Source organism: Microlunatus flavus (assembly GCF_900110855.1).
GTDB lineage: Bacteria > Actinomycetota > Actinomycetes > Propionibacteriales > Propionibacteriaceae > Microlunatus > Microlunatus flavus.
On sequence record NZ_FOFA01000004.1, the window covers coordinates 44,344 to 69,899 of the forward strand.

Below are 25,556 nucleotides of genomic sequence, written 5' to 3' on the forward strand. Positions count from 1 at the left end.
GTGCCGCTCCTAGACTTGCCCGGTTGGTCGGGCGAGCAGGGAGAGACGGATGAGCGAGAGCACGAACGGCGCCGCACAGGTCGGCACGGACCGCGTCAAGCGGGGCATGGCCGACATGCTCAAGGGCGGCGTGATCATGGACGTGGTCGACGCCGAGCAGGCCAAGATCGCCGAGGACGCCGGCGCGGTCGCGGTGATGGCGCTCGAGCGGGTCCCCGCCGACATCCGCGCCCAGGGCGGCGTCGCCCGGATGAGCGACCCGGACATGATCGACGGGATCATCGACGCCGTCTCGATCCCCGTCATGGCCAAGGCGCGCATCGGCCACTTCGTCGAGGCTGCTGTCCTGCAGTCCCTCGGCGTGGACTACGTCGACGAGTCCGAGGTCCTCACCCCGGCCGACTATGCGCACCACATCGACAAGTGGGCCTTCACGGTCCCCTTCGTCTGCGGCGCGACCAACCTCGGCGAGGCCCTGCGCCGCATCTCCGAGGGCGCGGCGATGATCCGCTCCAAGGGCGAGGCCGGCACCGGCGACGTCTCCAACGCCACCACGCACATGCGCACGATCCGCGCCGAGATGCGCCGCCTGCAGAACCTGTCCAAGGACGAGCTCTACGTCGCGGCCAAGGAGCTCCAGGCCCCGTACGCGCTCGTCGCCGAGGTCGCCGAGACCGGCAAGCTGCCCGTCGTCCTCTTCACCGCGGGCGGCATCGCGACCCCGGCCGACGCGGCGATGATGATGCAGCTCGGCGCCGAGGGCGTCTTCGTCGGCTCGGGCATCTTCAAGTCCGGCAACCCCGCGCAGCGCGCCGCCGCCATCGTCGCGGCCACGACGTTCCACGACGACCCCGGGATGATCGCCAAGGTGTCGCGCGGTCTCGGCGAGGCCATGGTCGGCATCAACGTCGACGACGTCCCCGAGCCGCACCGCCTCGCCCAGCGCGGCTGGTGACGCTGCTCGAGGCCAGCCCCGGGCAGTCCCTCGTGGGACCGGCGCACGGCCCGCTCGTGGGCGTCCTCGCGCTGCAGGGCGACGTGGTCGACCACCAGCGGGTGCTCACCTCGGTCGGCGCCCGGACGCGCAGGGTCCGCCGTCCTGAGGAGCTCGTCGGCCTCGACGGCCTCGTGGTCCCCGGCGGCGAGTCCAGCGTCATCGACCGGCTCTCGCGCCGCTTCGCCCTGCGGGAACCCCTGGTCGCCGCCCTGCGCGCCGGGCTGCCCGCGTACGGCTCCTGCGCCGGGATGATCATGCTCGCCGACGCGCTCGTCGACGGCCTGCCCGACCAGCAGACCTTCGGCGGGCTGGACGTCACCGTGCGGCGCAACGCGTTCGGGCGTCAGGTCGACTCGTTCGAGACCGACATCGACCTCACCGGCGTCGACGGCCTCGTGCACGCGGTGTTCATCCGCGCGCCCTGGGTCGAGCGCACCGGCGACGGGGTCGAGGTGCTGGCGACCGCGGCCGGCCACCCGGTCGCCGTCCGCCAGGGCCCGCTGCTCGCCACGTCGTTCCACCCCGAGGCGACCGGCGACACCCGCGTGCACGGTCTCTTCGTCGCAAGCCTGTAGCGCCGCCGCACGGCCGGAGAACCTGCACCTGGTGGTCGCCGACCCGGGTCCTCGGCGGTGACCCACCGCTCTGCTCAGGATCCGTGGACCTCGAGCTGCGCGACGCGCGCCGGTTCGACCGCTGCGACCACGTCCGGCTCGTCCACGTCCCGCGTCGCCGACGCTCCCCGGTCCTCGGTCGGAGGGTCAGACCGCGTACGAGCGGATCAGCTCGATCGTCGAGTCCAGGGCGACCTCGAGCGGCACGGTGGTCCGGCGCGTCTGGGTGAGCAGCAGCCCGCCCTGGAGGGCGGCGAGCAGGGCCAGCGCGAGGCGGTCGGTGTCGGTCCCCTCCTGCAGCAGACCGCGCTCGCGCATCGTGGCCAGGCCCGAGCGGATCGGCGCCTCCCACTGCTCGAAGCCGGCGACCAGGTCCTCGCGCGCCTCGGGGTCCTCGTCGGCCAGCTCGGAGGCGATCGACCCGATCGGGCAGCCGCCGGCGCAGTGGCGCGAGCGCTGCAGCGTCACCAGCCGGTCCCGCCAGCGGCCCAGCGCCTCGAAGCTGTCGAGGGCGTCGAGCTCGGGTCGCTGAGTCGCGAGCACCGCCTCGGTCTGGTGGGCGATGACGGCCCGCATCAGCGCCTGCTTGTCGCCGAAGTAGTGGTAGAGCTGCGAGGCGCTCACCCCCGCCTCGCGCTGGATGTCCTCGACGCCGGTCCGGGTGACGCCGTGGGCGAAGACGAGCGTCGAGGCGGCCTCGACGATGCGGGCCCGCGTCGCCTCCCCCTTCGGGGTCAGCCGGTGCGAGGAGGGCCGCGGGACGGCGGACGTGCTCATGGAGCGAGGGTAGCCGACTTTGGAGTGGTGTCTCCAGAAACTTCCGACCATTCTGGAGCGATCACTCCACCGAAGGGAACCTCATGACCACCGACCTCCTCGGGCGCACCGCGCTCGTCACCGGCGCGACCAGCGGCATCGGCCGCGCGGTCGCGCTCACCCTCGCCGCCCGCGGCGCCCATGTCGTCGTCTCGGGACGGGACGCCGAGCGCGGCGACGCCACCGTGGCCGCCGTCCGCGCCGCGCGGGGCACGGCGGACTTCGTCGCCGCCGACCTCACCGACGCGGCCAGCGCTCGGGAGCTGGCCCGGCGCGCGACCGAGCTGGGCGACGGTCACGTCGACGTGCTCGTCAACAGCGCGGGGATCTTCCCCTTCGGGCCGACCGCGGAGACGACCCCGGAGGACGTCGACCGGGTGCTGGCCGTGAACGTGACCGCGCCGTACTTCCTCGTCGCCGCGCTCGCCCCCGCGATGGCCGCGCGCGGGAACGGTGCGGTCGTCAACGTGACGACGATGGTGGCGGAGTTCGGCGCCGCCGGCATGGGCCTCTACGGCGCGAGCAAGGCCGCGCTCGTCCTGCTCACCAAGTCCTGGGCCGCGGAGTTCGGCCCGTCCGGCGTACGGGTCAACGCCGTGAGCCCGGGCCCGACGCGCACCGAGGGCACCGCCGCCATGGGTGAGGCGCTCGACCAGCTGGCCGCCGCCGGGCCCGCGGGGCGGCCTGGGCAGCCGGAGGAGATCGCCGAGGCGGTCGCGTTCCTCGTCGGCGACGCGGCGAGCTTCGTCCACGGCGCCGTGCTGCCCGTCGACGGCGGGCGCACAGCGGTCTGACCGGCACCAGCCGGGCGTGCCCGCCGGACCGGCGGACACGCCTCGGGGTCAGCGGGTCGCGGCCAGGCCCGCGATCTGCTCGTGCACCCACGGGTAGAGCTCCTCCGCCGGCGTCGAGAGGCGCGTCTTGAGGTCGCGCGTGGTCCCGTCGGCCAGCACCTCCAGCGTGCCGTCGCCGACCGCGTCGTACGCCTGCGCGACGACGCTCGCGGCGGTGACCTTGGGGACGTCCCAGCCCGCCGTCATCGGGGTGTCGATCATGCCGACGAGCAGCCCGACGACCTGGGTGCCCTGGCCCTCCAGCTGCAGGCGCAACGCGTTCGTGGCCGACCACATCGCCGCCTTCGACGCGGCGTAGCCGGTGGGCATGCTGATCCAGGCAGCCGCGGACAGGATGTTCAGGAGGGTGCCGCCGCCGTTCGCCCCGAGCACCGGGGCGAAGGCGTTGCTGAGACGCAGGGTGCCGAAGAAGTTGGTCTCGAAGATGCGCCGCAGCTCCTCCTCGGGGCCGGTGATCGTGTCGTCCGACGGGGCGATCGCCGCGTTGTTGATCAGCACGTCGACGTCCGGCGCGGCGGCGACCGCGCGCGCCGGCGCCTCGGGGTCGGTGAGGTCGAGGTCGAGGGCCACGACCCGCGGGTCGTCCCAGCTCCGCGTCGAGCGGGCGGCGGCGTACACCTTGGCCGCACCGCGTTCCAGACCCTGCGCGACGAACTGCTCGCCGAGCCCTCCGTTGGCACCGGTCACCAGGACGTGACGACCGCTGAGTGATGTCGAGCGGGGTGACTGCATCTAGACTCCTTGACTAAGTGGGGAACTCCCCCAGAAGCAGTATGTGGGGACACTCCCCGTTTGTTCAAGGAGGGTGGGCCCATGGCGTCCGTCACAGGGACCGCGCGTCCGCTGCGCGCCGACGCCCGCCGCAACCGGGACGCGATCATCACGGCGGCGCGCGAGGCCTTCGAGGCGGACGGCGTGCTGACGCCGCTCGACGCCGTCGCCACCCGGGCCGGGGTCGGCAACGCCACGCTCTACCGGAACTTCCCCACCCGCGACGACCTGCTCGCCGAGGTCATGCAGGCCGAGCTGGTCGACGCGTTCGCGGAGGCGGACGAGCTGGCGCGCACGCTGCCGCCGCGCGAGGCCCTGACGCAGTGGCTCGTCCGCCTGGCCTGGCAGCTGCGGATCTGGCACGACCTGCCCTACTGCCTGGCCAACGCCCACGCCGGCGCGGACTCCCCCGTCAGCTCGACCTGCAACCCGGTCCACCTGCGCCTCGACGCGTTCCTCGACGCCGCCCGCGCCTCCGGCGACCTGCACGCCGACGTCGACGGCGCGACGCTGTACGAGCTCGTGCTCGCCGTCTCGTGGGCCACCGACCGTTTCCACGACGACCAGGACGCCGCCCGGCGCCGTGTCCTGCTCACCAGCGCCGGACTGTTCGCTTAGATAGCGCAAGAAAGTCGCCCGGAACCGGGAAGGAATCCCGGCGGCCGGAGGTTGCCCGTTGCGGCGACGCACGAAACCAGAGCACGACCACCCGCTCGTACGCCGCACCACCGCTCTCCGCACGGCCCGCCATCGTCCGCCGGGCACACGTCCCGACGTCTCGACCAGGCCTGCACGCGCCGCCCCCCGGGCGGCGCGCCCCCAAGGAGCTGAACCCCATGACGAGCACCGCACCGGTCTCCGTCGCCCCCGCACCCGCACCCGCACCGGCGAACGCCACCGGGAGGACCCGCTCGGGCTGGGCCGGCGTCATCGCGCTCATGGTCGCGGTCTTCACCCTCGTCACCAGCGAGTTCCTCCCCGCCAGCCTGCTGCCCCTGATGGCCGCCGACCTCGGCGTCTCCGAGGGCGTCGCCGGGCAGGTCGTCACCGCGACCGCGCTCGTGGGCATGGTCGCGGGCCCGTCGATGGCGCTGGTGTTCCCGCGCCTCGACCGCCGCCGCCTCATCATCGGGCTGCTGGTCCTCGCGGTGGTCTCCAACCTGCTGAGCGCGATCGCCCCGACGTACGCGGTCGTCGTCGTGTCGCGCCTGCTCCTCGGCGTCGCGCTCGCCGGCACCTGGTCGATGGCCCTCGCCGTCGCCTCCCAGCTCGTCCCGGCCGAGAAGCTCGGGCGCGCCATGTCGGTGGTCAACCTCGGCGTCTCCGCCGCCACCGTCGCCGCCGTCCCGCTCGGCGCGCTGATCAGCTCGTACTTCGGCTGGCGGGCCGTCTTCTGGGCCGTCGCGATCGCCACCGCCGCCGCCGTCGTCCTCTTCGTCGTCGCGATGCCGTCGATCCCGGCCGCGGCCAGCGACGGCATCCGCACGCTGCTGGCCGTGCTCCGGCGCCGCATCATCGTCCTGGGCCTGCTCGGCCTCGCGGTGATGATCGCCGGCCACTTCGGCAGCTACACGTTCATCCGCACCGCCGCCGAGGGCATGCCGACGCTCACCCCCGCCCTGATCGCGGTCCTCCTCGCCGTCTACGGCGTCGGCGGCCTCGTCGGCAACGTCGTGGCCGGCCTCTTCGCCGACCGGCACCTCGGTGTCGTGATGGTGACGGTCCCGCTGCTGATGGCCCTGGCGATCGTCGGCTTCTCGCTCGCCGACGGTTCCGTGGTGCTCACCTTCGCCGCCGTCGCGGTCTGGGGCCTCGGCTTCGGCGGCATCCCGACCACGTCGCAGACCTGGGCGTCCCGCGCGGAGCCGGACCGCAAGGAGGCCGCCGGCGGGCTCTTCGTGGCGAACTTCCAGCTCGCGATCGCGCTCGGCGCAGCCCTCGGCGGCGCCCTGCTCGACGGGTACGGCGTCCACACCGTCTTCGTCACCGGCGCCGTCGCCGTGGCCCTCGGCGGTGCGCTGTTCGCCTCGACACGCAGGCTCCTGCCGCACTGACCGAGGGTGCCGGGTCGTCGCTCAGTCCAGGAGCACGGCCCGGCGCCAGCCCCGCACGCTGTTGAGGAACCACAGCTCCGCGCCGGCGCCCAGCGCCGCGGTCACCTCGGCGACGGTCAGCACGCGCTCCCGGAGCCGGCCGTCGGCCAGCGCGAGGCCGCGCTCGACCCCGGGGAGCAGCCCGCACGACACCGGCGGGGTCCACCAGCCGCCGGCGTCGTGCAGGACCACGCTGCCGATCGTCGTCTCGGTGACCTGGCCGTCGCGGTTCCACAGCAGCGCGTCGTCCGCACCCCGCGCCGCGGCGTGGGCGCGGTGCGGCGCGTACGCCTCGCGCCACGTCGTCTTGTGCGCGAGGAAGACGTCCTGCGCGTCCACCGGCGCCTCCGCGAGGACGAGGCTGAGCGGGACGTCGGGGTTCGCCGGGAGGGCCACGACCGTCGTCGCCGCCCGACCCGGCTCGTCCACGGTCAGCCGGACCCGCCAGCGCCCCGTGGGGTGCGTACGCACGACCTCCGCGAGCGCCGCGCGGGCGGCCGGCGCCGGGTCGGGCCGCCCGAACCAGGCCGCCGAGGCGGCGAGCCGGTCCAGGTGCTCCTCGAGGGCCCACCAGGCGCCCTCCTCGAGCCGCAGCGTCTCGAGCAGGTCGAACGCCGGCCGCGGCGGGGCCGTCAGCACGGCCGCCTTGGCCAGCAGCTCGTCGTGCTCCCCCGCCGCCGTCGAGTCGACGGTCACGCCGCTGCCTACCCCGTAGACGGCCGTCCGGGTGAGCGTGTCGGCCACCACCGTCCGGATCCCCACGCTGAACGTCGCGTCTCCGCCGGGCGCCACCACGCCGACCGCCCCGCAGTAGAGGCCGCGCGGGTGCGGCTCGAGCCGCTCGATCAGGCGCATCGTCGAGACCTTCGGCGCCCCCGTCACGGAACCGCAGGGGAACAGCGCCGCGAAGACCTCGCCCAGCCCCGTCCGCGGCGGCACCTCGGCCGTCACGGTGGAGGTCAGCTGCCAGACCGTCGGGTAGCGCTCGGGCACGCAGAGCGCCGGCACGTCGACCGTCCCCGGGACGGCCACGCGCCCGAGGTCGTTGCGCAGCAGGTCGGTGATCATCACGTTCTCGGCGCGCTCCTTCTCGCTGCCGAGCAGAGCCGCCAGCCGTCCGGCGTCCTCCGCGCTCGAGCGCCCGCGCCGGGCGGTCCCCTTCATGGGGCGCGTCGTGACCGTGCTCCCGCGCCGGGCGAAGAACAGCTCCGGCGACACCGACAGCACGTGGTGCCGACCGAGGTCCAGGTACGCCCCGAAGCAGGGCCCCTGGGCGGTGAGCAGCTGTGCGTACCGGCCCGGGTCGGCGGCGCCGTCGTCCCACGACGCCGTCAGCGGCAGGGTGAGGTTCGTCTGGTAGGTGTCCCCGCGCCGGACGGCCGCCTGCACCTGGTCGAACGCCGCCGCGTACGCGTCGCGCTCCACCGCGGCCCGCCAGCCGCCGGGCACCGCCGACGCCGCGCCGTCCGCGGGCAGGTCGAGCGGCGCCCGGTGCAGCCCGAACCAGACCAGCGGCAGCGCGGCGGCGCCCTCCGCGCGCCGGCCCGGGACGGCGAACGCCGGGTCGAACGCCGGCGCCGCGTCGTAGGTCACGAACCCGACGGCCCACCACCCCGCCGCGCTCGCCTCGTCGACCTCCCGCAGCGCCGGCACGACCGCCTCCAGGGAGGTCGCGACGACCGTGCGCGCCGGCTCCCCGAAGCGCAGCGTCCCGGTCCCCGCCCGCGCCTCGCCCGGGAGGAAGTCGACGCGCACCACCCCGTGATGGTCTCAGGGTCCGGCCCGGAGGGACGCCGCCGCGGCCACGCGGCCGGTCAGAGCCCCGCGGGCTGCCCGAAGGTCGGACCGGCCGCGACGACCGGCGCCGGGTCGGGCGGCAGCTGCCACTCGCCGCCGCGGTCGGTGCTCGAGCGCCGAGCGACGAGGTCGGGGACGTGCAGAGCCAGCGCCGCCGCCGTGGCCGTGCGCACGGCCGCGACGCCCCACCGGCTCTGCGGCATACCCAGCGCGAGCAGCCGCGGCTTGACCGTCGCCTGCACGACGTCGACGAACGGCCGCAGCTGCGCGTCGTACGCGGCCAGGGCGGCCCCCAGGTCGCCCGGGTGCTCGTTGACCTGACCCGCCAGGACGTGAGCGCCGACCAGGCCGGCCGAGATGCCCATCCCGCTGAAGGGTGACGCGCAGTGGGCGGCGTCGCCGACCAGCACGACCCGGCCCCGCGACCAGGTCGAGGTGCGCACCTGCAGCGCCTCCTGCGAGTAGAAGCCCGGGCTCTCCCGCATGCCCGCGACGAAGCGGTCGGCCTGCCACCCGGCGTCGGCGAACCGCCCGGCCCAGAACGCCTGCTGCGCCTCCACCGGCTCGCGGTGCACGGCGCGGGCCTCCGCCGAGTCCTCGCGGAGGACGAAGTACGCCTGCGTCCAGTCCGGGTGGTGGCTCCTGCGCATGATCATCCGGCCTCCGGGAGCCACGAACGTGTCCCGGACGGCGTCGTCGGACGCGGTGCGCGGCACGAACCAGTAGGCCATGTGGATCCCGAGCCGCCGGTAGGGGTCCTCCCCCGCGGGCAGGAGGGCCTGGCGGATCCGGGAACCCTGCCCGTCCGCGGCGACCAGGAGGTCGAAGTCGTCGGTCGAGGAGTCCGCGAACCGGGCGACCACGCGGTCCCCGTCCTGCTCGAAGCCCGTCACGCTCGCGTCGAAGACGTGCTCGACGTCGTCCTTGGTCGCCTCGTGGAGGATCCTCACGAGGTCGCCGCGCATGATCTCGTACTCCGAGGTGAAGGTCTGGCGCCCCTGGCCGGACGTGTTGGCCATGACGGTGCCCAGCCGCCGGCCGCGGCCGTCGACGAAGGCGACCCCGGGCTCGTCCACCCGCGCCGCCCGCACCTGGTCGAGCAGGCCCATCCGCTCGACCGCCTCGATGCCCTGCCCCCGCAGGTCGACCTGCGCGCCGCTCGCCCGCAGCGCCGGGAACCGCTCGACCACGACCACCTCGTGCCCGCCGCGGGCGAGCCAGTACGCGGCCGCCTGCCCGGCGACGCCGCCGCCCGCCACCAGCACCCGCAGCCGTGCACCCGTCGTCCGCGCCATGTCCCGCTCCGTTCTCTATCACCGATAGGTTCGAGACCGAGCATGCTCTATCACTGATAGATTGGCAACGTGACGCGAGCGACACGACTGACGCGGGACGTGGTGACCGACGCCGCGCTCGACCTCCTCGACGAGGTCGGCCTCGACGCCGTGAGCACCCGCCGGCTCGCCCAGCGGCTCGGCGTCGAGCAGCCCTCGCTCTACTGGCACTTCCGCAACAAGGAGCAGCTCCTCGCGGCCATGGCCGAGGCGGCGATGACCCCGCACGCGCAGGCGCCGCTGCCCGCACCCGAGGACGACCCGCTCGAGTGGTTCCGGGACAACGCGCGGAGCCTGCGCCGCACGCTGCTGCAGCGGCGCGACGGTGCCCGCCTGCACGCGGGGTCACGTCCGGCGGGGGACGACCTCGGCCGCATCGAGCACAAGCTGGCGTTCCTGACCTCGAGCGGTGTTCCCGAGACCGTCGCGAGGATGGCGTTGCTGGCCGCGGGCCGCTTCACCGTCGGCAGCGTGCTGGAGGAGCAGGCCGACCTCGGCCGCGAGCGCGAGGAGGGGATCGCCCCCGCCGTCGACCACGAGGCCGCGTTCGAGGCGGGGCTCGGGCTCCTCGCCGACGGCCTCGCCCGGCACGCCAACGCGCACGCGCACGCAGGTCCTGGTCCGCGCCACTGAGGTCGGGGTCGTGCCGTCAGCGGATCGCCGGCTCCGCGAGCTCGGCGGCGGCCCGGGACAGCTCCGCGAGCACCGTGGCGACACCGCTGCGCAGGGTGCGCTCGGGTCGTACGAGCGCGTCGACCCGTCGGGCCAGGGCCAGGTCCTGCAGCGGGCGGAGCACGACCCCGGGCGGCGCCGGGGCCGTGTGCCGCGGCATCAGCGCGACCCCGGCGCCCGCCGCGACCAGGGCGGCGACGACCGAGAGCTCGTTGACCCGGTGGGCGACGGTGAGCGGCCGTCCGCCCGCGGCGCCGATCGCCCGAAGCGGGGCGAGGAGCGGGAAGCCCTCGTGGACCGCGACCCAGGGTTCCCCGGCGACCTCGGTCGCCGTGACCGCCGACCGGTCCGCCAGGCGGTGCCCGACCGGCAGGGCGACGTCGAGGGGTTCGTGGAGCAGGGGCGTCACGGTGACCGTGCGCGGCCAGGGCGGGCTGTGGTCGAGCCGGTGGGCCAGGACGACGTCGTGCTCGGCGCACAGCGCCGGGAACGCCGACTGCGCCACGTCGTGCTCGGCGCACTCCACCGGCGGGCCGCCGGCGGCCGCGGCGCGGACCAGCACCGGGAAGAAGACGGTGCCCGCGCTCGAGAACGCGGCGACCCGGACGGGCGCGCGCGGGTCGGTCAGGAAGGCGTCGACGGCGACCTCGGCACGGGCGAGCGCGGTCGCCACGTCGGTCGCCGCCGCCGCCAGCGCCTCGCCGGCGTCGGTGAGGGCGAGGACGCGCCCCCGGCGCCGGGTGAGCGGGACCGGGACGTTCCGCTGCAGCGCGGCCAGCTGCTGTGACACCGCCGAGGGCGTGATCAGCAGCGCCCCGGCCACCGCCGTGACGCTGCCGCGGTCCCCGAGCTCGCGGAGGATCGCCAGCTGCCGTACGTCCATGAAGCGACGCTACAACGTGGCTTCACCAAGTCGACCTTGTTCTTCACCGTCTGCGGCCGGACCGTGGTCACGTGCAGATCACCCGATCCCGGCCCGGCCTCGCCACCGACCTCGTGCTCATGGGCGTCGCCCTCGTCTGGGGCAGCAGCTACCTGGTGGCCAAGGACCTGACCCTCGCGGCGCCGGTCCTCGTGGTCCTCGCCCTGCGCTACGCGATCTCGGCGGTGGCGCTGGGCGTCGTCTGCCGGCGGGCGCACGTACGGGTCACCAGCGTGCGGGAGCTCGCGGTCGGGGTCCTGCTCGGGTGCACGCAGGCGGCGGTGCTGACGCTGGAGACGTTCGGGGTGTCGCGGACGACGGCGACCAACGCGGGTCTGATCATCAGCCTGACCGTGGTCCTCACGCCGCTGCTCGACGGCCTGTGGCGGCGCCGTCCGATGCCGGCGCCGTTCTTCGCCGCCACCGCCGTCGCCGTCGTCGGGGTGGCCCTACTCGTGTCGGGCGACGGGTTCCGGGCACCCGGCTGGGGCGACGGCCTGATGCTGGCCGCCGCCGCCGTCCGCGCGGTCCACGTCAGCCTCATCGGGCGGCTGACGACGGGCCGCGCGTACGGTTCCCTGACCCTCACGACGACCCAGGCCGTCGTGGGCGCCGTGCTCCTGTCCGCCGCGGCCGCGCCCGAGCTGGGCAGGACGGTGACCCACCTGCCGCCGGCCGCCTGGGCCCAGCTCGGCTACCTCGCCCTGGCCTGCACCGTCTTCGCGTTCCTGGCCCAGACCTGGGCGATCCGGCGCACCTCCCCGAGCCGCGCGAGCCTGCTGATGGGGACCGAACCCGTCTGGGCCGTCGCCGTCGGCGTCACCCTCGGCGGCGAGTCGCTGTCCGTCGTCACCGCCGGAGGGGCCGTCCTGATCGTCGCGGCGACGTACTACGGCCAGCACGTCGAGCGGAACCACCGCCTCGGAGCGCTCGCCCTCGCCCCGGCGCCCGAGCCCGCCGAGCGCCTGACGTCGGCCTGACGGTCGAGCCGGCGCCCGGCCGGTCAGCGCTCGCGGCGGCCGACCTCCGCGGCGTAGTCGTCGAGCAGGTCGAGCACCGACGGCGCCCGGTAGAGCGACTTGTGGCTCTTGAAGTGCTGGCTCGGGACGAGGATCCCGGCCTCGACGAGGGGTGCGACGGAGCGGCGCACGTTGTTCGGGTGGATACCGACCTCCCTGGCGATCGTCTCGGCGTCGACCACGGGGTGTGCCGGCAGCAGGTCGAGGATCCTCCAGGCGGCGGAGTCGGAGCGGGCCCGGACCGTCGCGCGCCAGGTGTCCCGCAGCTCGATGGTGCGCGCCGCCAGCTGGCGTCCCTGGTCGACCGCCCGGAGCGAGGCTCGGACGAACTGGCGGACGATCGGGCCGGCGTCGCCCTCGCGGAAGGCCTCGAGCGCGTCGAAGTAGCGGCTCTTCTCCGTCAGCAGACCACCGGAGACGGGCACGGTCGCCGTCCGGGTCAGGCCCTTGCTCCTCAGCAGGATCTGCACGAGCGCGCGGCCGGTCCGGCCGTTCCCGTCGGCGAACGGGTGGATGGTCTCGAACTGCGCGTGGGCGATCGCGATCTGCGGCAGCAGCAGCAGGTCGTCGCGCGCCGCGAAGGCGACCAGGTCGTCGACGGCACCGACGATGCGCCGGTGGTCCGGCGCCACGTAGTCGGCGGAGACCGGGGTCGAGCCCCCGCCGCCGATCCACACCGCCTCCTCGCGCCAACCGACCAGGCCCGGCGAGTGCCGCTCGAGCAGCACCCGCTGCACCCCGGCGATCACCTCCGCCGTCAGCGCGTCGGCCGACGAGACCGCGTCCGTCATGGCCCGGGTGTTGTCGGCCACGACGACGGCGTTGGGCTTGCCCGAGCCCGTCAGCTCGGCCTCGGCGATCGCCCGCGCGGAGGCGCTGATCTGCTCGATCTGGGAGGAGGACGCCGACTCCGAGCGCAGCAGCACGGCGGTGATCGCGCCCAGCCCGTGCTCGGTCGAGGCGTCGAAGCGGGCGATCTCCGCGGCCGCGTCCTCGGCGTCGGCGGCGAGCGCCGGCGGGACCTGCAGACGGAGGTCGGCGATCCGGGCTGGCACAGCCGAGGTGTACGCCCGTCCCCGGGCGGCCCGCTCGCGACGCGTCTGCCCGAAGCCGGTGGGTGGGTCCCAGACCTGCGGCTCCCAGTCGGTCGGAGGCACCCGCACCTCAGCTCCGGCCTTCGTCATGGGAGCCATCCTACTGGCTCGCTAATCACCTACGGCCGTAAGCGCTTAGCGAAGGCCCTCTGTTGCGCTCACGTCCACCCGGCCGCACCCGTCGCCGGTGCACCGGTCATGGCTGGCGATCCGGTCGGCGGGCCTCGACGAGGAAGCGGCTGGAGTGCGCGACGAAGGGTCCGTCGCTCACCATCCGGTCGTGGAGCCGGCGCAAGGTCGGCCGGTACCGCTCGACGCTGAAGTCCGGCACCCACCAGACGCACGTGCGCAGGACGTAGACGATCGCCCCGACGTCGGCGAACTCGGCCCGCAGCCTCACCGACCGCAGGTCCACGACCTCGAGCCCGCACCGTTCCGCGGCCGCGCGGGCGTCCTCGGGCCGCCGCCACCGGTGCGCGTCGGGCAGGGGCCCGAGGAACGCCTCGCTCAGCTCGACCATGCTCGCCGGGCCCACCTGCTGGGAGAGGTAGGTCCCTCCCGGCGCCAGGACCCGGGCGATCTCGGGCCAGTCGGTGCTCACCGGGTGCCGGCTCGTCACCAGGTCGAAGACGCCGTCGACGAACGGCAGCGGTGTCGCACCGTCGTGGCCGAGCACGGTGACGCCTCGCGGGCGGAGACGGTCGGCGGCCACCGCCAGGTTGGGCAGCCACCCCTCCGTCGCCACCGCGAGCGGCGGGTAGGTCCCCGCCTCGGCCAGCACCTCCCCGCCGCCCGTCTGCAGGTCGAGCGACGCGGTCGCGCCTTCGAGCCGCCGGGCGACGGTGCGGGCGTACGCCCACGGCGGGCGCTCCTCGCTGGCGCGGCCGTCCAGCCAGGAGAAGTCCCAGCCCTCGACGGCCACCGCCGACGCCTCGGCCACGAGGTCGTCGAAGCTGGGCACGGCGACAGTCTGTCGGCGTCGCGGGCGTCGGGCGAGGGATTTCCTCGCGAAGGCGCCTTCAGCCTTCCGCCTTCCGTCGTCAGCGGTCGGCCGCCTCGCCCCCGACCGGCGGTCAGGGGCGCGGGCCGGCCGCCACGACCGCGCGGACCTCGTCGAGGTCCATCCGGTACGGCCCGACCTGCGTCAGGACCCAGCTCGCGCCGGCGTCGCCCCACGCCTCGGGGTCGGTGTCCCCGGCGACCTGCACGACGAGCTCGACCGGCTCGTCAGGACGCCCGGCCGCCGCTCGCGCCGCGTCGATCGCCGTCCGGGCCTCGGCGACGTCCTCGGGTCCGCCGAGGCCGATGACGAAGTAGCCGTCGAACCGTGCGGCCCGGCGCTGCGGCGGCTTGTTGGGCCACCGGCCGCCGATCCAGAGCGGGATGCCTCCGGGACGGGTGGCCGGCGGGAGGAACGTGACTCCGGCGGCCCGGTGGTGCGGGCCGTCGTGGTCGACGCGCTCGCCGGACAGCAGGGCGGTGAGGACCTCGAGGCCCTCGTCGAGCAGCGCCGCGCGGGTCTTGGGGTCGACGACCTCGCCGAACGCCGACAGCTCTCCCCCACCACCGTCCCGGGCGCCGCCGTCGTCGCCGAGGCCGAAGCCGAGGACGAGGCGGCCGCCCGACAGCCGGTCCAGCGTCGCGGCCTGCTTGGCCACCACGTGCGGGCGGCGGCGGGACAGCGGGGTCACCATGATCCCGAGCTCGATGGTCGAGGTGACCATGGCCGCCGCTGCGAGGCAGATCCAGGGGTCGGCGATCTCGGTGACGGGGTCGGCGTAGAGCAGGTGGTCCCAGACGAACACGCCGTCCCAGCCCGCCTCCTCGGCCTGCCGGACCACGTCGGCGAACACCCGCGGGTCGGCCAGCGGGTCGAACGCCGGCAGGAAGAGCCCACGCCTCGTCATCGCGCTCCCCCCGCCGCGACGGAGGGGTCCGACGGGAGTCCGGCCGCCTCGCGCGCCAGGCGGAGCGCCTGCGCGACCGGCAGCGCCGACGTCGCCGCCAGGTGCTCCGGGATCGCGCCCTCGCGCAGGACGGCGGCGACGTGCCGCAGCGCCGCGGTGAAGGAGTGCGCGTCGACGGTCGGGCTCTCGACCACGGGCTCCGACGAGGAGGACGAGCGGATCTCCACCTGCGCCCCCGGCGTCGGGTGCCAGGGGTTGTCGACGCGGATGGTGCCCTCGGTGCCGAGCAGCAGCGTCGTGGTCTCCGGCTGGCGACGGAACCCGCACGTGAGCAGCAGCCGGCGCCCGTCCGCGTACGTGAGGACGCCGGCCGCCTCGACCTCGACCTCGACGCCGAGCTCGGCGGCGACCTGGGCCTCCGCGAGCGGCTGGCCGAACAGCTCGTGCGCGAGCCGCATCGGGTAGCAGCCGACGTCGGCGAGCGCGCCGCCGAACATGGGCGCGGAGAGCCGGATGTTCTCGGGCCTCGTGACGGGGAAGTGGAACGACGCGACGATCTCGCGCAGCTCCCCGATGGCGCCGGAGCCGATCAGCTCGACCACGCGCCGGTGCTGCGCCTGGAACGGGAAGACGAACGACTCCCACAGCAGGCCGCCGCTGGTCCGGGCCACGTCGAGCAGCGCGCGGGTGGCGACCGGGTTGGTGGTCAGCGGCTTCTCGCACAGCACGGCCTTGCCGGCCTCGAGCGCGGCCGCGGCCCACTCCGCGTGCAGCGGGTTGGGCAGCGGCACGTAGACGGCCTCGACCTCGGGGTCCTCCAGGACGGCCTGGTAGCCGTCGACGGCCCGCGTGACGCCGTGCTCGCGGGCCCACGCCTGCGTACGGTCGCGGTCACGCCCGCCGACCACCACGGCCACGTCGCCGGACTCGGCGAGGGCGGGCAGCAGCTGGGCGCGGGCGATGTTCGCGGTGCCGAGGACGCCCCAGCGCACCGGTTCGCGGGCGCTCACGCCTGCCCCACGTCCGGAACGGCCGCGGCGAGGAGGTGCCCGGGGACGGTGTTGCGGTCGGTGACGTAGTGGGCGTAGATGGCCTTCTCGATCTGTCGGGAGGTGCCGGTGCGCAGGGCGTCGCGGACCGGTTCGTGCCGGGCGCGCGCCGCGGTGAGGGCGAGGTGCTGGCGGTCGATCGAGGCGCGCATGAGGGCACCGATCTGGCCGTTGACGGTGGACCAGAGCTCGACGGCCCGCCGCCGTCCGGAGGCGTTGACGATGAGCCCGTGGAAGTGCACGTCGGCCTCCACGACGCCCTGCATGTCGCCCTGCCGCGCGGCCTCGTCCATCCGGTCGAGCGCGGCGGCCAGCGCCTCGTCGAGCCCGACCTTCTCCTCGCGGGTCAGCGCCTTGGCGATGCCGGCCTCGAGCACGTAGCGGGCGAAGCAGACGTCGTCGGCGTCCTCCTCGCTCATCCGGGTGACGACGCTGTGCCGCCGCGGCGAGATCTCAATCAGGCCCTCGGAGGAGAGGCCCCGCATCGCCTCGCGCACCGTCGCGCGGCTGACCCCGAGGTCGGAGGCGATCGTCGCCTCGACCAGCCGGGCGCCCGCGGGCAGCTCGTTGTTGAGGATCTGGCGGCGCAACGCGTTGCGCACCGCCTCCGGCAGCGACTCGTGCTCGAGCACCGCGCGCACCCCCTGCCTGCCGGCCGCCTGGACCAGCGTGTCGGACGTCATCCTGCCCTGCCCGAGGTGCTGCCGAGTGCTCCCACAAGGGCGTTCACCGTGAGTCCCTCGTGCGTCTGAGCGTCCGGGACGGCCCGCAGCAGGGCGGCCGGCCCGCAGAGCAGCGGGACCAGGCCGGGACCGTGGCCCGGCATCGGGCTGTCGCCGTGCACCACGAGGCCGACCGTGACGTGCCCGCGGCGGTAGCCCATGTTGTGCCGCACGTCGAGGTCGGCGACGGCGAGCAGGTCGCCCAGCCGCAGCACGGCGAGCAGCGGGTCGCCGGCCGGGAAGGCGAGGTCGACGTCCCACTGCTGGGCCGGCCGGCCGATGCCGTTGCCGGCGAGGCGGCTGGGGACGACCCCGCGCACGCCGACCTCGACGCCGTCGGCACCGAGTCGGATGCCGAGCGCCGGCGCGAGCCACGGGTCGAGGTTCAGCAGGGCGACCCCGTCGGGCAGGCCGTCGAGCGTGGCGCCCTGGCCGTGCGCGCGGACGCTGAACCCGTCGCCGGGCCGGAGCCGCTCGAGCGCCTCGTCGGGGAGCCAGACCAGCAGCCGGCCGTCCTCGCCCCGCTTGCCGAACACCCGTCCCTCGGCCCCCGCCGCCGCACCGGAACGGACGACGACCGGGTTGCCGACGCACCCGTACGCGGTCAGGGCGTGCCGGGCCGGCTGGTCGGGGTGGCCGACGCTGACGCCGGGGGCGACGTGGTCGCCGACGGCAGAGGTGACGAGGTCGCCGAGCGCGACGCCGAGGACGATGCCGCCGTCACCGACCGGCACGTACGGGTGGCCGTCGACGTCGATCCGGTACGGCGTGCTGCCCATCGCGGGCGCCTCGGCGACCCCGGCGAGCTTGACCGCGACGCTCCTCACGCCGCCACCCCCTTCGCAGCGGGCGCGGCGTCGGCGACGTACGCACCCAGGTTGGCGTCGCGGTCGAGCACGACGTGGAAGGCCTCGGCCGGACCACTGAAGAGCGAGGTCGGACCGGGCCCGTGGCCGAATAGCGCGCACTGCCCGGTCGAGATCGTGCCGACGGTGATCCACCCCGGGCGGAACCCGCGCCCCCAGCTGTGGTCGGTGTCGCGCAGGACGACGAGGTCGCCGATGCGCAGCCCCTCCAGGCCGAGCGAGAGGGAGGCGTCGAGGCCGGCGTACGCACCCATGAGGTCGGTGTTCGCGTACTCCGACGACATCCCGCCGCCGGCACCGGCGGCGTCGGCGGGGACGTCGACGGCCACGTGCACCTCGAGGCGTCCGTCGGCCGTGGTGCCGCCGGGCAGGGCCGCGAGGACGGCGGGGTCGAGGTTCTTGACCCGGACCTGCGGGTGGTCGGTGAGCACGAGGCCCTGGCCGCGGGCGCGGACCGTGACCTGGTCGCCCACCGTCGCGCCCTCGAGCACGGCGTCGGCGGCGTCGACGAGGACGTACGCGTGCTGGCCGATCGCGACGCCGCGCCCGCCCGCCGACGCACCGGAGACGAGGGTGACCTCGTTGCCGACGCAGGTGAGGTACTGCAGGGCGAAGTTCGCGGCCGGGTCCGCGTGCCGCACCGACAGGCCCGGCTCGAGGTGGTCGCTGGCCCAGCCCGTCGCCGGCTCGCCGAGGTGGCCGGCGAGGGTCACGCCGCCCATGCCGGGCAGCAGGAACGGCGAGCCGTCCGCGTCGACCCGGTAGGCGTGCCGGTCGGCGGTCGCCGGCCACACCTCGCCGGCCAGCAGCTGGGTCACCAGCCGGTCGGCGTTGCTCTCGACCTTCACGCGGTCTCCTCCTCGGGGGACTGGGATGTCGCAGCGGCGCTGCCCGCCGAGCCGAAGCGGAAGCCCCGGACCCGGAGGGCGGGAGCGGAGACCGCACCGTTCCACACGTTGGCCAGCGGCTGGGCCAGCACGTCGGCGCCGAGCGCGTCGACGCGCGACAGCACGCCGAACACGGACTCGGTGAAGCGCGCCGGCCGCACCGGGGTGGTCAGGCGCCCGTCCTCGATGAGGAAGCAGGCGTCGCGGCTGCCGCCGGTCAGGGTCGTGGCGGCCGGGTCGACCACCCGGAGGTACCACAGTCGCTGGACGTAGACGCCGCGCTCGACGCCGCCGACGAGCTCGTCGACGGACGCGCTGCCGGGCGCCATCGTCAGGCTGGCGGGCGCGGGGTGCGGCGTCTCCTCGCGGGCGATGTGCGCGTGCCCGGTCGCCGGCAGCCCGGCGCGCGCCGCGCTGGCCCGGTCGGTGACGGCGTCGGCGACGACGCCGTGGTCGAGCAGCGGGACGCGCACGGAGTCGGTGCCCTCGGGGTCGAAGGGGAACGGGAGCCCCCGCACGGCCCGCGGGTCGTCGGCCACGTCGACCGTCTCGGGCGCGACGCGCTCGCCGCGGCGCCGCGCGACCGCACCCACCCCGTCGGCGACCGCGTCGCCGGTGAACCCGTACGCGTGGAACCCCTCGAGCAGCTCGCCGGTGGCGAGCGGGCCCAGGACGACGTCGTACGTCCCGTCGGCCAGGTCGACCCGGCCGCGAGCACGACCGGCCTCCTCCACGGTGCGGGCGACCACGGCATCGAGGTCGAGGACGGCGAGGCGCCGGTCGAGGTCGACCCAGTGCGAGGTGCCGTCGTCGATGCGGACCGTGAAGGTTCCGAAGGCCTCGGTCGCGGCGGCGTAGCGCTCGACGCCGTCGTGGTCGACGACGGCGAGCTCGGTGACCGCGCGACCGAGCATGCCGAAGGCCTCGCCTCCCGCGGCTCCGGCGGCGCGCATGAGCCCGCGCACCGCGTCGACGCGCTCCGGGGTGCCCCAGGCCGCGGTGGCCGGGTCCCACAGCGTGCCGGGAGCGAGGACGCCGACGTCGTGCCCGGACGCCGGCGCCGGCAGCACGGGCAGCGGTCCCGCGGCCCGGGCGAGCGCCGCGGCTCGTCCGGTCGCCCGGCGACCGGCGTCGGCCGCTCCGGCCAGGTCGGTGGTCGCCACCCGGGCCGAGCGGCCATCGACGACGGCGCGGACCATCAGCTGGCGCTCGTGCACGTCCTGCGGCTGATGCACGCGGTCGACGGCGAAGCGGGTGTAGCCGCCGGCCCGTCCGGAGAGGAAGGCCTCGGCCTCGTCGGCGCCGGCCGCCCGGGCCGCACGGACCGCCTCGGCGCACGCGGCCACGGCGCGGTCGGCGCCGACGGCGGGTTCGGCGAGGTCGAGGAACGTGCTGGTCGTCATCGGGCCACTCCCGTCGAGAGGCCGCGGAACAGCGACGGCGAGGCGCCGTGCCCCAGGAACCCCCACTGCTTGGGCTCGCCCTTGCCGCAGGGCATGCCGTACGCCTTGAACTCCTCCGGCCCGGCGACCGCCTCCAGCGAGCCCCAGAACTGCGGGGTCAGGCCGCCGTACGAGAAGCCGCGCAGCAGCCGGCCGCGCTTGCCTCCCTTGACCTCCCAGGCCGCCTCGGTGCCGAACTGGAACGCCATCCGCCGGTCGTCGATCGACCAGGTCCGGTTGTCGTCGGCGTAGTAGCCGTCGCCCATCCGGTCGAGGAGCTCGTCGAGCGAGCCCTCGCCCGGCTCGAGGTAGACGTTCGTGGCGAAGCAGACCGGGAGCCAGGCCCAGCCGTCGGACCGGGCCGCGCCGGGCCACGACCCGGCAGCCTCGCCGCCGTGTCGTGCCACAGCGTCGCGGCTGGACAGCACGTCGCGCAGGATGCCGTCCTGGATGAGCAGGTGGCGCGAGGCCGGCGTGCCCTCGTCGTCGAAGGCGAAGCTGCCGCGGGTGCCGGGCACGGTCGGGTCGGCCGCGATGGTCATCGCGGGCGAGCCGTAGCGCAGCGTCCCGATGTCCTCGGGCTGCACCCACGAACGCCCGGCGTAGTTGGTCTCGTCGCCGAGGATCCGGTCGAGCTCGAGCGCGTGCCCGACGGACTCGTGGATCTGCAGGGCGAGCTGGGCTGGGCCGATGACGACGTCGGCCGTGCCGCCGGGGGCCTGCGGCGCGCCGAGCAGCGCGACCGCCTCCTCCCCCACGCGGGTGGCCTCGTCCTCGAGCCCGAGGCCGAGGACGTACTCCCAGCCCGCGGCGGCGGTGTTGCCGTGGAACGAGTTCGGGAAGCTGCGCCGCTGGGCGCCGCGCTCGTCGGCCGCGACGGCCAGCAGCATGGCGCCGCTCTCCACCAGGTGCTGCGACTGCCGTGAACCCTCCGAGTCGGCGTAGTGCTTGTGCTGCCGCTTGGCGTTGAGCCCGGCGGTGACCGAGCGCACCAGGTCGGGCGCCGAGGCGGCCTTCACGACGCGCTGCAGCAGGTCGTGCCGCTCGCCCGCGGAGACCGCGAAGGGGTCGACGTCGACCGGCACGGCCCAGGTGCCGCTGGTCGGCTCGCGCGGGGCGAGCACGACCGGGGCGGTCCCGGCGGACGCGCCCGCGACGGCGACCGCACGCCGGGCGACCGCGCCTGCGCCGCCGGGACCGTCGAGCGGCGCCGAGGCGAAGCCCCAGACCCCGTCGCGCAGCACCCGGACGCCGAGGCCGGCGTTGTGCTCGCGGCGCTCGTCGAGCTTGCCGCGCAGGTCGGTGTAGAGCCGCTCCTCCTCGGCCTCGACGAGGCGGACGTCGGCGAAGGTCACGCCCTCGCCGGTCGCCGCCGCGAGCGCCTCCTCCAGCAGGGCACGGGCCGAGCCGTCGTCGAGGGAGCCCCAGGTGTGGGCGCTCACGCGGCCGGGGTCTGCGACTGCGTCCCGGCCAGCGGGAAGTCGACCCACGCACGCTGCCGGTGCGAGGCCTCGAAGGCGTTGATCGTGTGCTGCACGAGCGCGCCCTGGCGGAAGTCGCCCTGGTTCTCCGGGCCGCCGGACAGGATCTCGGTGGCGAAGTCGGAGACCAGGTTGGAGTAGAAGAGGAACGGCCACGCCTCGAGCGAGGTGCCGCCGACCGGGAAGAAGCGCTCCGGGATCTCCCGCTCGACGAACTCGACCTCGTCCTTGGTCGCGGTCTTGATCGTCTGGCAGATGCCGTTCTCCTCCACGAGGCGGACGATGATCGCGCCCTCGGAGCCGTAGATGCGCACCTCGATGCCGGGGAAGTTGCCGACGGTGACGAAGGAGGACTGCACCGACGCCAGGCCGCCGCCCTCGAACTCGGCGATGAACATGTCGCCGTCGTCGATGTTCATGCGCTCCATGCGGCCCGTGTCGCGGACCATCCGGCGCGGCACGAAGTTGCGCATGGTGCCGACGACGGAGGTCAGGGGCGCCCCCATCCACCAGTGCATGATGTCGATCACCGGGGCGCCGTAGCCCTCGATCGAGGCGACCTGGATGCGGTCGGGGTCGCTCGGGTCGTTCTGCTGGCGCAGCGGGTTCATCGGGTCGAGCCACTGGCTGTTCTGCTCGTAGGCGTTGATCATGTAGACGTCGCCGACGAACCCCTGCTTGATCAGCTCGGCGGCGTACATGGTGGCGGGCGCGTAGCGGAACGTGAAGCCGAGCTTGGTCTTGAGGCCCTTGCTCGCGGCGAGGTCCGCGGCGCGGACGACCTCGTGGTAGTCGTGGTTGACCGGCTTCTCGCAGAGCACGTGCTTGCCCGCCTCGAGGGCGGCCATGGTCACCTCGAAGTGCATCGCGTCGCCCGTCACGACGTCGATGACGTCGATGTCGGGGTCCTCCACCAGCTCGCGGTAGTCGTCGGTCACGCGGTCGACGCCGAACTGGTCGCCCGCGGCCTTGACGAGGTCGCGGTCGACGTCGGCGAGCCCGACGACGCGGCAGCGGGGGTCGCGCTGCCAGCCGGGGATGTGCGAGCGGGTCGCCCAGCGGCCGGTGCCGACGACGCCGACGTTGAGGGTCCTGCCGGACGTGGTCTGGTCGGAAGCAAGAGTCATCGTTGTTCTCCTTGGTCCTTCGGGGTGGTCGGGGGTGCTGCGTCGGCGGTCGCGAGGTCGGGGGCGCGACGGCAGCGGCTCTGGTGGGAGACGAGGCGGAGGGCTGGCCGGAACGGGGACGGGGAACCGGCTGGCGCGCCGACGGGGAGCAGCTCGGTGGGCCACTCGTCGCAGGCCGCCTCGTGCAGCTCGCAGCGGGCGGCGAAGCGGCAGGTCGGGCCGAGACCGACGAGCGGCGGCGGCGCGCCCGGGATGACGCGCAGCGGCTCGTCGCGGGCGACGGCCCCGGGCAGCGCGCCGATGAGGGCCCGCGTGTACGGGTGGCGCGGGCTGCTCAGGAGGGTGGCGGTGTCGGCGAGCTCGACGACCTGGCCCGCGTACATGACGGCGACCCGGTCGCACACCTGGGACACCACGGACAGGTCGTGGCTGACCAGCACCAGGCTGGTCCCCAGGTCGCGCTGCAGCGACAGCAGCAGCCCGAGGATCTGGTCCTGGATCAGCACGTCCAGCGCCGTCGTCGGCTCGTCGGCGACGAGCATCGCCGGGTTCTGCGCGATGGCGATGGCGATGAGCGTGCGCTGCAGCATCCCGCCGCTGAACTGGTGCGGGAAGGCGTCGAGGCGACGTTCCGGGGCGGGCAGACCGACCTGGCGCAGCAGCTCGATCACCCGCTCCCGGCGGGCGGCCGCGCCGTGCACGGTGTCGCCCAGCGCCTCGGCGACCTGGTCCCCGATCCGGCGGACCGGGTCGAGGGAGGTCATCGGGTTCTGCGGGATCATCGCCACGTGCCGGCCCCAGAGCCGGCGCAGCCGCCGCGGCGGCAGGCCGGTGATGTCGTCGACCCCGAGGCCCGGGTACGCGACGGTTCCGCTGACCTCGGTCCGCGGCGTCGGGCGCAGGCCCAGCAGCGCGCGGCAGGTGACGCTCTTGCCCGAGCCGGTCTCCCCGACCACGCCGAGCACCTCGCCCTGGCGCAGCGTCAGCGTGACGCCGTCCGCGGCGTGCACCGGGCCGGCCGCCGTCGGGATGCTGACCCGCAGGTCGCGGACCTCGAGCAGCACGTCGCCGGGCTCGCGGCGGTCGGCCGGGGCGGGCACGACCTCCTCCGCGGCCGGCGTTCCGACCTGCTCGGTGCTGTCGGGCCGGCTGCCGGGCTGGCCGAGCGCCGGCGTCGCGGCGCTCACTGCTCGGCCCTCAGGACGTCGGCCAGCCCGTCGCCGAGGAGGCTGAACGCCACCCCGAGGACGACCAGGGCGATGCCCGGCACGAGCGACAGCTGCCAGTTGGACAGGATGTAGGCCTGCCCCTCGGAGATCATCGAGCCCCACTCCGGGGTCGGCTGGCGCACACCGATGCCGAGGAAGCCGAGCGAGGCGCCCAGCAGCACGTTGCCGACGGCGTCGACCATCGCGAAGACGATCACCAGCGGCGCGACCGAGGGCAGCACGTGGCGCAGCAGCACCCGCGGCGTGGAGTAGCCGAGCACGTTCGCGGCGACGACGTAGCCGTAGCGCCGCGCGGCCAGGGTCTGGCCGTGCGCGATCCGGGCGTAGCCGACCCAGCTCGCCACCCACAGCGCGATGAACATGTTGCGCAGGCTCGGGCCGAGCGAGGCGACGATCGCGATCACCAGCACGATGAAGGGGAACGCGAAGAACAGGTCGACGACGCGCATGACGACCGACTCGACCCAGCCGCCGAGGTACGCGGCGAGCATGCCGAGCGCGGTCCCCACGACGAGCGTCACGATCGTGGCGCCGAAGGCGATGGCCAGGTCGTAGCGGCCGCCGTACAGGACGCGGGCCCAGAGGTCGCGACCGAACGCGTCGGTCCCCAGCGGGTGCTCGGGCGACGGCGGGGCGAGCGGGTTCAGCGGGTCGATGTCGAGCGGCGACGCCGAGGTGAACAGCGGGGCGCCGATGCACAGCACCGCGATGGCCAGCAGCAGCACGATGCCGGCGACGAGCGAGAAGCGACCGCGCAGCACCTTCGGCAGCGGCAGCCGCAGCCAGCGCGCGCGGCTGAGGCCGCGGACGTCGCCCAGCTGGGCGGGGTCGACGAGGGTCGTCACCGGGTCACCGCCACGGCGAGCCGGGGGTCGAGGAGCCGGTGGACGACGTCGGTGAGGACGTTGACGGCCAGCACGAAGACCGCGAGGACGAGGGAGACGGCCTGCACGACCGGGTAGTCGCGCGTGGCGACCGCCCCGACGAGCAGGCTGCCCATCCCGGGGATGGAGAAGACGTTCTCGATCACGACGGTCCCTCCGACGAGGAAGGCGAGGTTGACGCCGAAGACGACGGCGACAGGGGCGATGGCGTTGCGGAGCACGTGCCGCGCCAGGACCGACCACGCCGAGATGCCCTTGAGGCGCGCGATGGTGACGAAGTCCGACTCGAGCACCGTGATCGTGCTGGCCCGCAGCGACCGGACGAGCACCGTCGAGAACGGGATCGCCAGGGTCACCGCCGGCAGCACGAGGTGGTAGAGGTGCCCGCCGAGTCCGGTGCCGTACCCGCCGATCGGGAACCAGCCCAGCTTGAGCCCGAAGACCAGGATCAGCACGATGCCGATCAGGAAGGCCGGCAGCGCGTAGCCGAGGGTGAAGAACACCCGCGTGCCCTGGTCGAGCGCCCCGCCGCGCCGCACCGCCGCCAGCACCCCGAGCGGGAGGCTGATGAGGGTGCAGAGCACGGCGGTCACCGCGACCAGGAGCAGCGAGGGCCCCACCCGGTCGAGGAGGATCTCCCCGACCGGGCGGTGGTACTGGTACGACTCCCCGAACGAGCCCGAGAACACCGAGCGCAGGAAGATCCCGTACTGGGTGAGGATCGAGTCGTTCAGGCCCAGCGAGCTCCTGATCTGCTCGGCCGCCTCCGGCGTGTAGCGGTTGCCGAGGATCTGGGTGGCCGGGTCGCCCGGCACCAGGCGGATGAGCACGAAGCTCACCAGCGTGATGCCGAACAGCACCGGGACCAGGTTCGCCAACCGGGTCCAGCTCAGGCCGAGGTTCCTCATCAATGCCCCCCGTCCGGGATGCGGCACCTGCCTCCGCCCCTCAGGCGGCGCCTCGCTGCGTTCTCCTCAGT

25 protein-coding genes are annotated in these 25,556 nt (G+C 74.7%); 7 read left to right on the forward strand and 18 right to left on the reverse strand.

The window, feature by feature from the left end; translation table 11 throughout:
- Positions 1 to 49: 49 nt before the first annotated feature.
- Together pdxS and pdxT are read left to right on the forward strand one after the other, a co-directional pair.
- The gene (gene pdxS, locus BMY04_RS10990) at positions 50 to 955 is read left to right on the forward strand and encodes a pyridoxal 5'-phosphate synthase lyase subunit PdxS (protein ID WP_091179835.1); all 906 of its coding nucleotides are present in this window, start codon (positions 50 to 52) and stop codon (positions 953 to 955) included.
- Positions 952 to 1,572 (forward strand): pyridoxal 5'-phosphate synthase glutaminase subunit PdxT, encoded by a 621-nt coding sequence (gene pdxT / locus BMY04_RS10995; protein ID WP_408630456.1) that lies wholly within the window; start codon positions 952 to 954, stop codon positions 1,570 to 1,572. Before pdxS ends, pdxT begins: the two co-directional genes overlap by 4 nt.
- A gap of 186 nt (positions 1,573 to 1,758) precedes the next feature.
- On the opposite strand, the gene BMY04_RS11000 is transcribed toward pdxT, so the two are convergent.
- Entirely contained in the window at positions 1,759 to 2,388 is a 630-nt protein-coding gene (locus BMY04_RS11000) for a TetR/AcrR family transcriptional regulator (protein WP_091179837.1), read from the reverse strand.
- 83 nt (positions 2,389 to 2,471) lie between these two features.
- On the opposite strand from BMY04_RS11000, the gene BMY04_RS11005 reads away from it, so the two are divergent.
- Positions 2,472 to 3,221: an SDR family NAD(P)-dependent oxidoreductase gene (locus BMY04_RS11005; protein ID WP_091179838.1), complete on the forward strand. Its 750-nt coding sequence runs from the start codon at positions 2,472 to 2,474 to the stop codon at positions 3,219 to 3,221.
- Between the two features lie 48 nt (positions 3,222 to 3,269).
- On the opposite strand, the gene BMY04_RS11010 is transcribed toward BMY04_RS11005, so the two are convergent.
- Complete coding sequence (locus BMY04_RS11010; RefSeq protein ID WP_091179841.1) at positions 3,270 to 4,013, reverse strand: SDR family oxidoreductase; 744 nt, start codon at positions 4,011 to 4,013, stop codon at positions 3,270 to 3,272.
- Between the two features lie 81 nt (positions 4,014 to 4,094).
- On the opposite strand from BMY04_RS11010, the gene BMY04_RS11015 reads away from it, so the two are divergent.
- Together BMY04_RS11015 and BMY04_RS11020 are read left to right on the forward strand one after the other, a co-directional pair.
- Positions 4,095 to 4,670, forward strand: coding sequence for a TetR/AcrR family transcriptional regulator (locus BMY04_RS11015; RefSeq protein ID WP_091179843.1), 576 nt, complete (start codon positions 4,095 to 4,097; stop codon positions 4,668 to 4,670).
- 218 nt (positions 4,671 to 4,888) lie between these two features.
- Entirely contained in the window at positions 4,889 to 6,106 is a 1,218-nt protein-coding gene (locus BMY04_RS11020; protein WP_091179845.1) for an MFS transporter, read from the forward strand.
- A 21-nt stretch (positions 6,107 to 6,127) separates the two neighbouring features.
- On the opposite strand, the gene BMY04_RS11025 is transcribed toward BMY04_RS11020, so the two are convergent.
- Positions 6,128 to 7,903, reverse strand: a complete 1,776-nt coding sequence (locus BMY04_RS11025) for a chorismate-binding protein (RefSeq protein WP_091179847.1) — start codon at positions 7,901 to 7,903, stop codon at positions 6,128 to 6,130.
- Between the two features lie 56 nt (positions 7,904 to 7,959).
- Positions 7,960 to 9,237 carry an FAD-dependent oxidoreductase gene (locus BMY04_RS11030; RefSeq protein WP_091179849.1) on the reverse strand — a complete coding sequence of 426 codons (1,278 nt, stop codon included), beginning with the start codon at positions 9,235 to 9,237 and terminating at the stop codon, positions 7,960 to 7,962.
- Between the two features lie 69 nt (positions 9,238 to 9,306).
- On the opposite strand from BMY04_RS11030, the gene BMY04_RS11035 reads away from it, so the two are divergent.
- On the forward strand, positions 9,307 to 9,909 hold the full coding sequence (locus BMY04_RS11035) for a TetR family transcriptional regulator (protein WP_091179850.1): 603 nt from the start codon (positions 9,307 to 9,309) through the stop codon (positions 9,907 to 9,909).
- A 16-nt stretch (positions 9,910 to 9,925) separates the two neighbouring features.
- Here the strand turns inward: BMY04_RS11035 and BMY04_RS11040 are convergent, their stop codons facing one another.
- Complete coding sequence (locus BMY04_RS11040) at positions 9,926 to 10,831, reverse strand: LysR family transcriptional regulator (RefSeq protein ID WP_091179852.1); 906 nt, start codon at positions 10,829 to 10,831, stop codon at positions 9,926 to 9,928.
- A gap of 71 nt (positions 10,832 to 10,902) precedes the next feature.
- Here BMY04_RS11040 and BMY04_RS11045 point away from each other — a divergent pair, with 71 nt between their 5' ends.
- A complete protein-coding gene (locus BMY04_RS11045; protein ID WP_198410087.1) occupies positions 10,903 to 11,850 on the forward strand; it encodes a DMT family transporter in 948 nt (315 codons plus the stop codon).
- A gap of 23 nt (positions 11,851 to 11,873) precedes the next feature.
- Here BMY04_RS11045 and BMY04_RS11050 read toward each other — a convergent pair whose 3' ends face one another.
- From BMY04_RS11050 to BMY04_RS11110, 13 genes are all read right to left on the reverse strand, one after another.
- Positions 11,874 to 13,073, reverse strand: coding sequence for a Fic family protein (locus BMY04_RS11050; RefSeq protein WP_091179855.1), 1,200 nt, complete (start codon positions 13,071 to 13,073; stop codon positions 11,874 to 11,876).
- Positions 13,074 to 13,179: 106 nt separating this feature from the next.
- Complete coding sequence (locus BMY04_RS11055; protein ID WP_091179857.1) at positions 13,180 to 13,944, reverse strand: class I SAM-dependent methyltransferase; 765 nt, start codon at positions 13,942 to 13,944, stop codon at positions 13,180 to 13,182.
- Positions 13,945 to 14,056: 112 nt separating this feature from the next.
- A complete protein-coding gene (locus BMY04_RS11060) occupies positions 14,057 to 14,890 on the reverse strand; it encodes an LLM class flavin-dependent oxidoreductase (RefSeq protein WP_091179860.1) in 834 nt (277 codons plus the stop codon).
- Complete coding sequence (locus tag BMY04_RS11065; RefSeq protein ID WP_091179862.1) at positions 14,887 to 15,900, reverse strand: Gfo/Idh/MocA family protein; 1,014 nt, start codon at positions 15,898 to 15,900, stop codon at positions 14,887 to 14,889. Before BMY04_RS11065 ends, BMY04_RS11060 begins: the two co-directional genes overlap by 4 nt.
- Positions 15,897 to 16,622 (reverse strand): GntR family transcriptional regulator, encoded by a 726-nt coding sequence (locus BMY04_RS11070; RefSeq protein ID WP_091179864.1) that lies wholly within the window; start codon positions 16,620 to 16,622, stop codon positions 15,897 to 15,899. Before BMY04_RS11070 ends, BMY04_RS11065 begins: the two co-directional genes overlap by 4 nt.
- Positions 16,619 to 17,488, reverse strand: a complete 870-nt coding sequence (locus BMY04_RS11075) for a DUF4438 family protein (protein WP_091179866.1) — start codon at positions 17,486 to 17,488, stop codon at positions 16,619 to 16,621. Before BMY04_RS11075 ends, BMY04_RS11070 begins: the two co-directional genes overlap by 4 nt.
- The gene (locus BMY04_RS11080; RefSeq protein WP_198410088.1) at positions 17,485 to 18,375 is read right to left on the reverse strand and encodes a DUF4438 family protein; all 891 of its coding nucleotides are present in this window, start codon (positions 18,373 to 18,375) and stop codon (positions 17,485 to 17,487) included. Before BMY04_RS11080 ends, BMY04_RS11075 begins: the two co-directional genes overlap by 4 nt.
- Positions 18,372 to 19,817 carry a TldD/PmbA family protein gene (locus BMY04_RS11085; RefSeq protein WP_091179869.1) on the reverse strand — a complete coding sequence of 482 codons (1,446 nt, stop codon included), beginning with the start codon at positions 19,815 to 19,817 and terminating at the stop codon, positions 18,372 to 18,374. The genes BMY04_RS11080 and BMY04_RS11085 overlap by 4 nt, the downstream gene beginning before the upstream one ends.
- Entirely contained in the window at positions 19,814 to 21,298 is a 1,485-nt protein-coding gene (locus tag BMY04_RS11090; protein ID WP_091179871.1) for a TldD/PmbA family protein, read from the reverse strand. Before BMY04_RS11090 ends, BMY04_RS11085 begins: the two co-directional genes overlap by 4 nt.
- Positions 21,295 to 22,464, reverse strand: coding sequence for a Gfo/Idh/MocA family protein (locus BMY04_RS11095; protein ID WP_091179873.1), 1,170 nt, complete (start codon positions 22,462 to 22,464; stop codon positions 21,295 to 21,297). The genes BMY04_RS11090 and BMY04_RS11095 overlap by 4 nt, the downstream gene beginning before the upstream one ends.
- Positions 22,461 to 23,651: an ABC transporter ATP-binding protein gene (locus BMY04_RS11100; RefSeq protein WP_170854086.1), complete on the reverse strand. Its 1,191-nt coding sequence runs from the start codon at positions 23,649 to 23,651 to the stop codon at positions 22,461 to 22,463. The genes BMY04_RS11095 and BMY04_RS11100 overlap by 4 nt, the downstream gene beginning before the upstream one ends.
- Positions 23,648 to 24,538, reverse strand: a complete 891-nt coding sequence (locus tag BMY04_RS11105; protein WP_091179877.1) for an ABC transporter permease — start codon at positions 24,536 to 24,538, stop codon at positions 23,648 to 23,650. The genes BMY04_RS11100 and BMY04_RS11105 overlap by 4 nt, the downstream gene beginning before the upstream one ends.
- Positions 24,535 to 25,485, reverse strand: coding sequence for an ABC transporter permease (locus tag BMY04_RS11110; protein ID WP_091179879.1), 951 nt, complete (start codon positions 25,483 to 25,485; stop codon positions 24,535 to 24,537). The genes BMY04_RS11105 and BMY04_RS11110 overlap by 4 nt, the downstream gene beginning before the upstream one ends.
- Positions 25,486 to 25,556: the final 71 nt, after the last annotated feature.

Bases quoted from the DNA above. Each gene is read 5' to 3' on its own strand.
- pdxS (WP_091179835.1), top strand. From the start codon at position 50: ATGAGCGAGAGCACGAACGGCGCCGCACAGGTCGGCACGGACCGCGTC.
- BMY04_RS11000 (WP_091179837.1), bottom strand. From the start codon at position 2,388: ATGAGCACGTCCGCCGTCCCGCGGCCCTCCTCGCACCGGCTGACCCCG.
- BMY04_RS11005 (WP_091179838.1), top strand. From the start codon at position 2,472: ATGACCACCGACCTCCTCGGGCGCACCGCGCTCGTCACCGGCGCGACC.
- BMY04_RS11010 (WP_091179841.1), bottom strand. From the start codon at position 4,013: ATGCAGTCACCCCGCTCGACATCACTCAGCGGTCGTCACGTCCTGGTG.
- BMY04_RS11015 (WP_091179843.1), top strand. From the start codon at position 4,095: ATGGCGTCCGTCACAGGGACCGCGCGTCCGCTGCGCGCCGACGCCCGC.
- BMY04_RS11020 (WP_091179845.1), top strand. From the start codon at position 4,889: ATGACGAGCACCGCACCGGTCTCCGTCGCCCCCGCACCCGCACCCGCA.
- BMY04_RS11030 (WP_091179849.1), bottom strand. From the start codon at position 9,237: ATGGCGCGGACGACGGGTGCACGGCTGCGGGTGCTGGTGGCGGGCGGC.
- BMY04_RS11040 (WP_091179852.1), bottom strand. From the start codon at position 10,831: ATGGACGTACGGCAGCTGGCGATCCTCCGCGAGCTCGGGGACCGCGGC.
- BMY04_RS11050 (WP_091179855.1), bottom strand. From the start codon at position 13,073: ATGACGAAGGCCGGAGCTGAGGTGCGGGTGCCTCCGACCGACTGGGAG.
- BMY04_RS11060 (WP_091179860.1), bottom strand. From the start codon at position 14,890: ATGACGAGGCGTGGGCTCTTCCTGCCGGCGTTCGACCCGCTGGCCGAC.
- BMY04_RS11070 (WP_091179864.1), bottom strand. From the start codon at position 16,622: ATGACGTCCGACACGCTGGTCCAGGCGGCCGGCAGGCAGGGGGTGCGC.
- BMY04_RS11085 (WP_091179869.1), bottom strand. From the start codon at position 19,817: ATGACGACCAGCACGTTCCTCGACCTCGCCGAACCCGCCGTCGGCGCC.
- BMY04_RS11095 (WP_091179873.1), bottom strand. From the start codon at position 22,464: ATGACTCTTGCTTCCGACCAGACCACGTCCGGCAGGACCCTCAACGTC.
- BMY04_RS11110 (WP_091179879.1), bottom strand. From the start codon at position 25,485: ATGAGGAACCTCGGCCTGAGCTGGACCCGGTTGGCGAACCTGGTCCCG.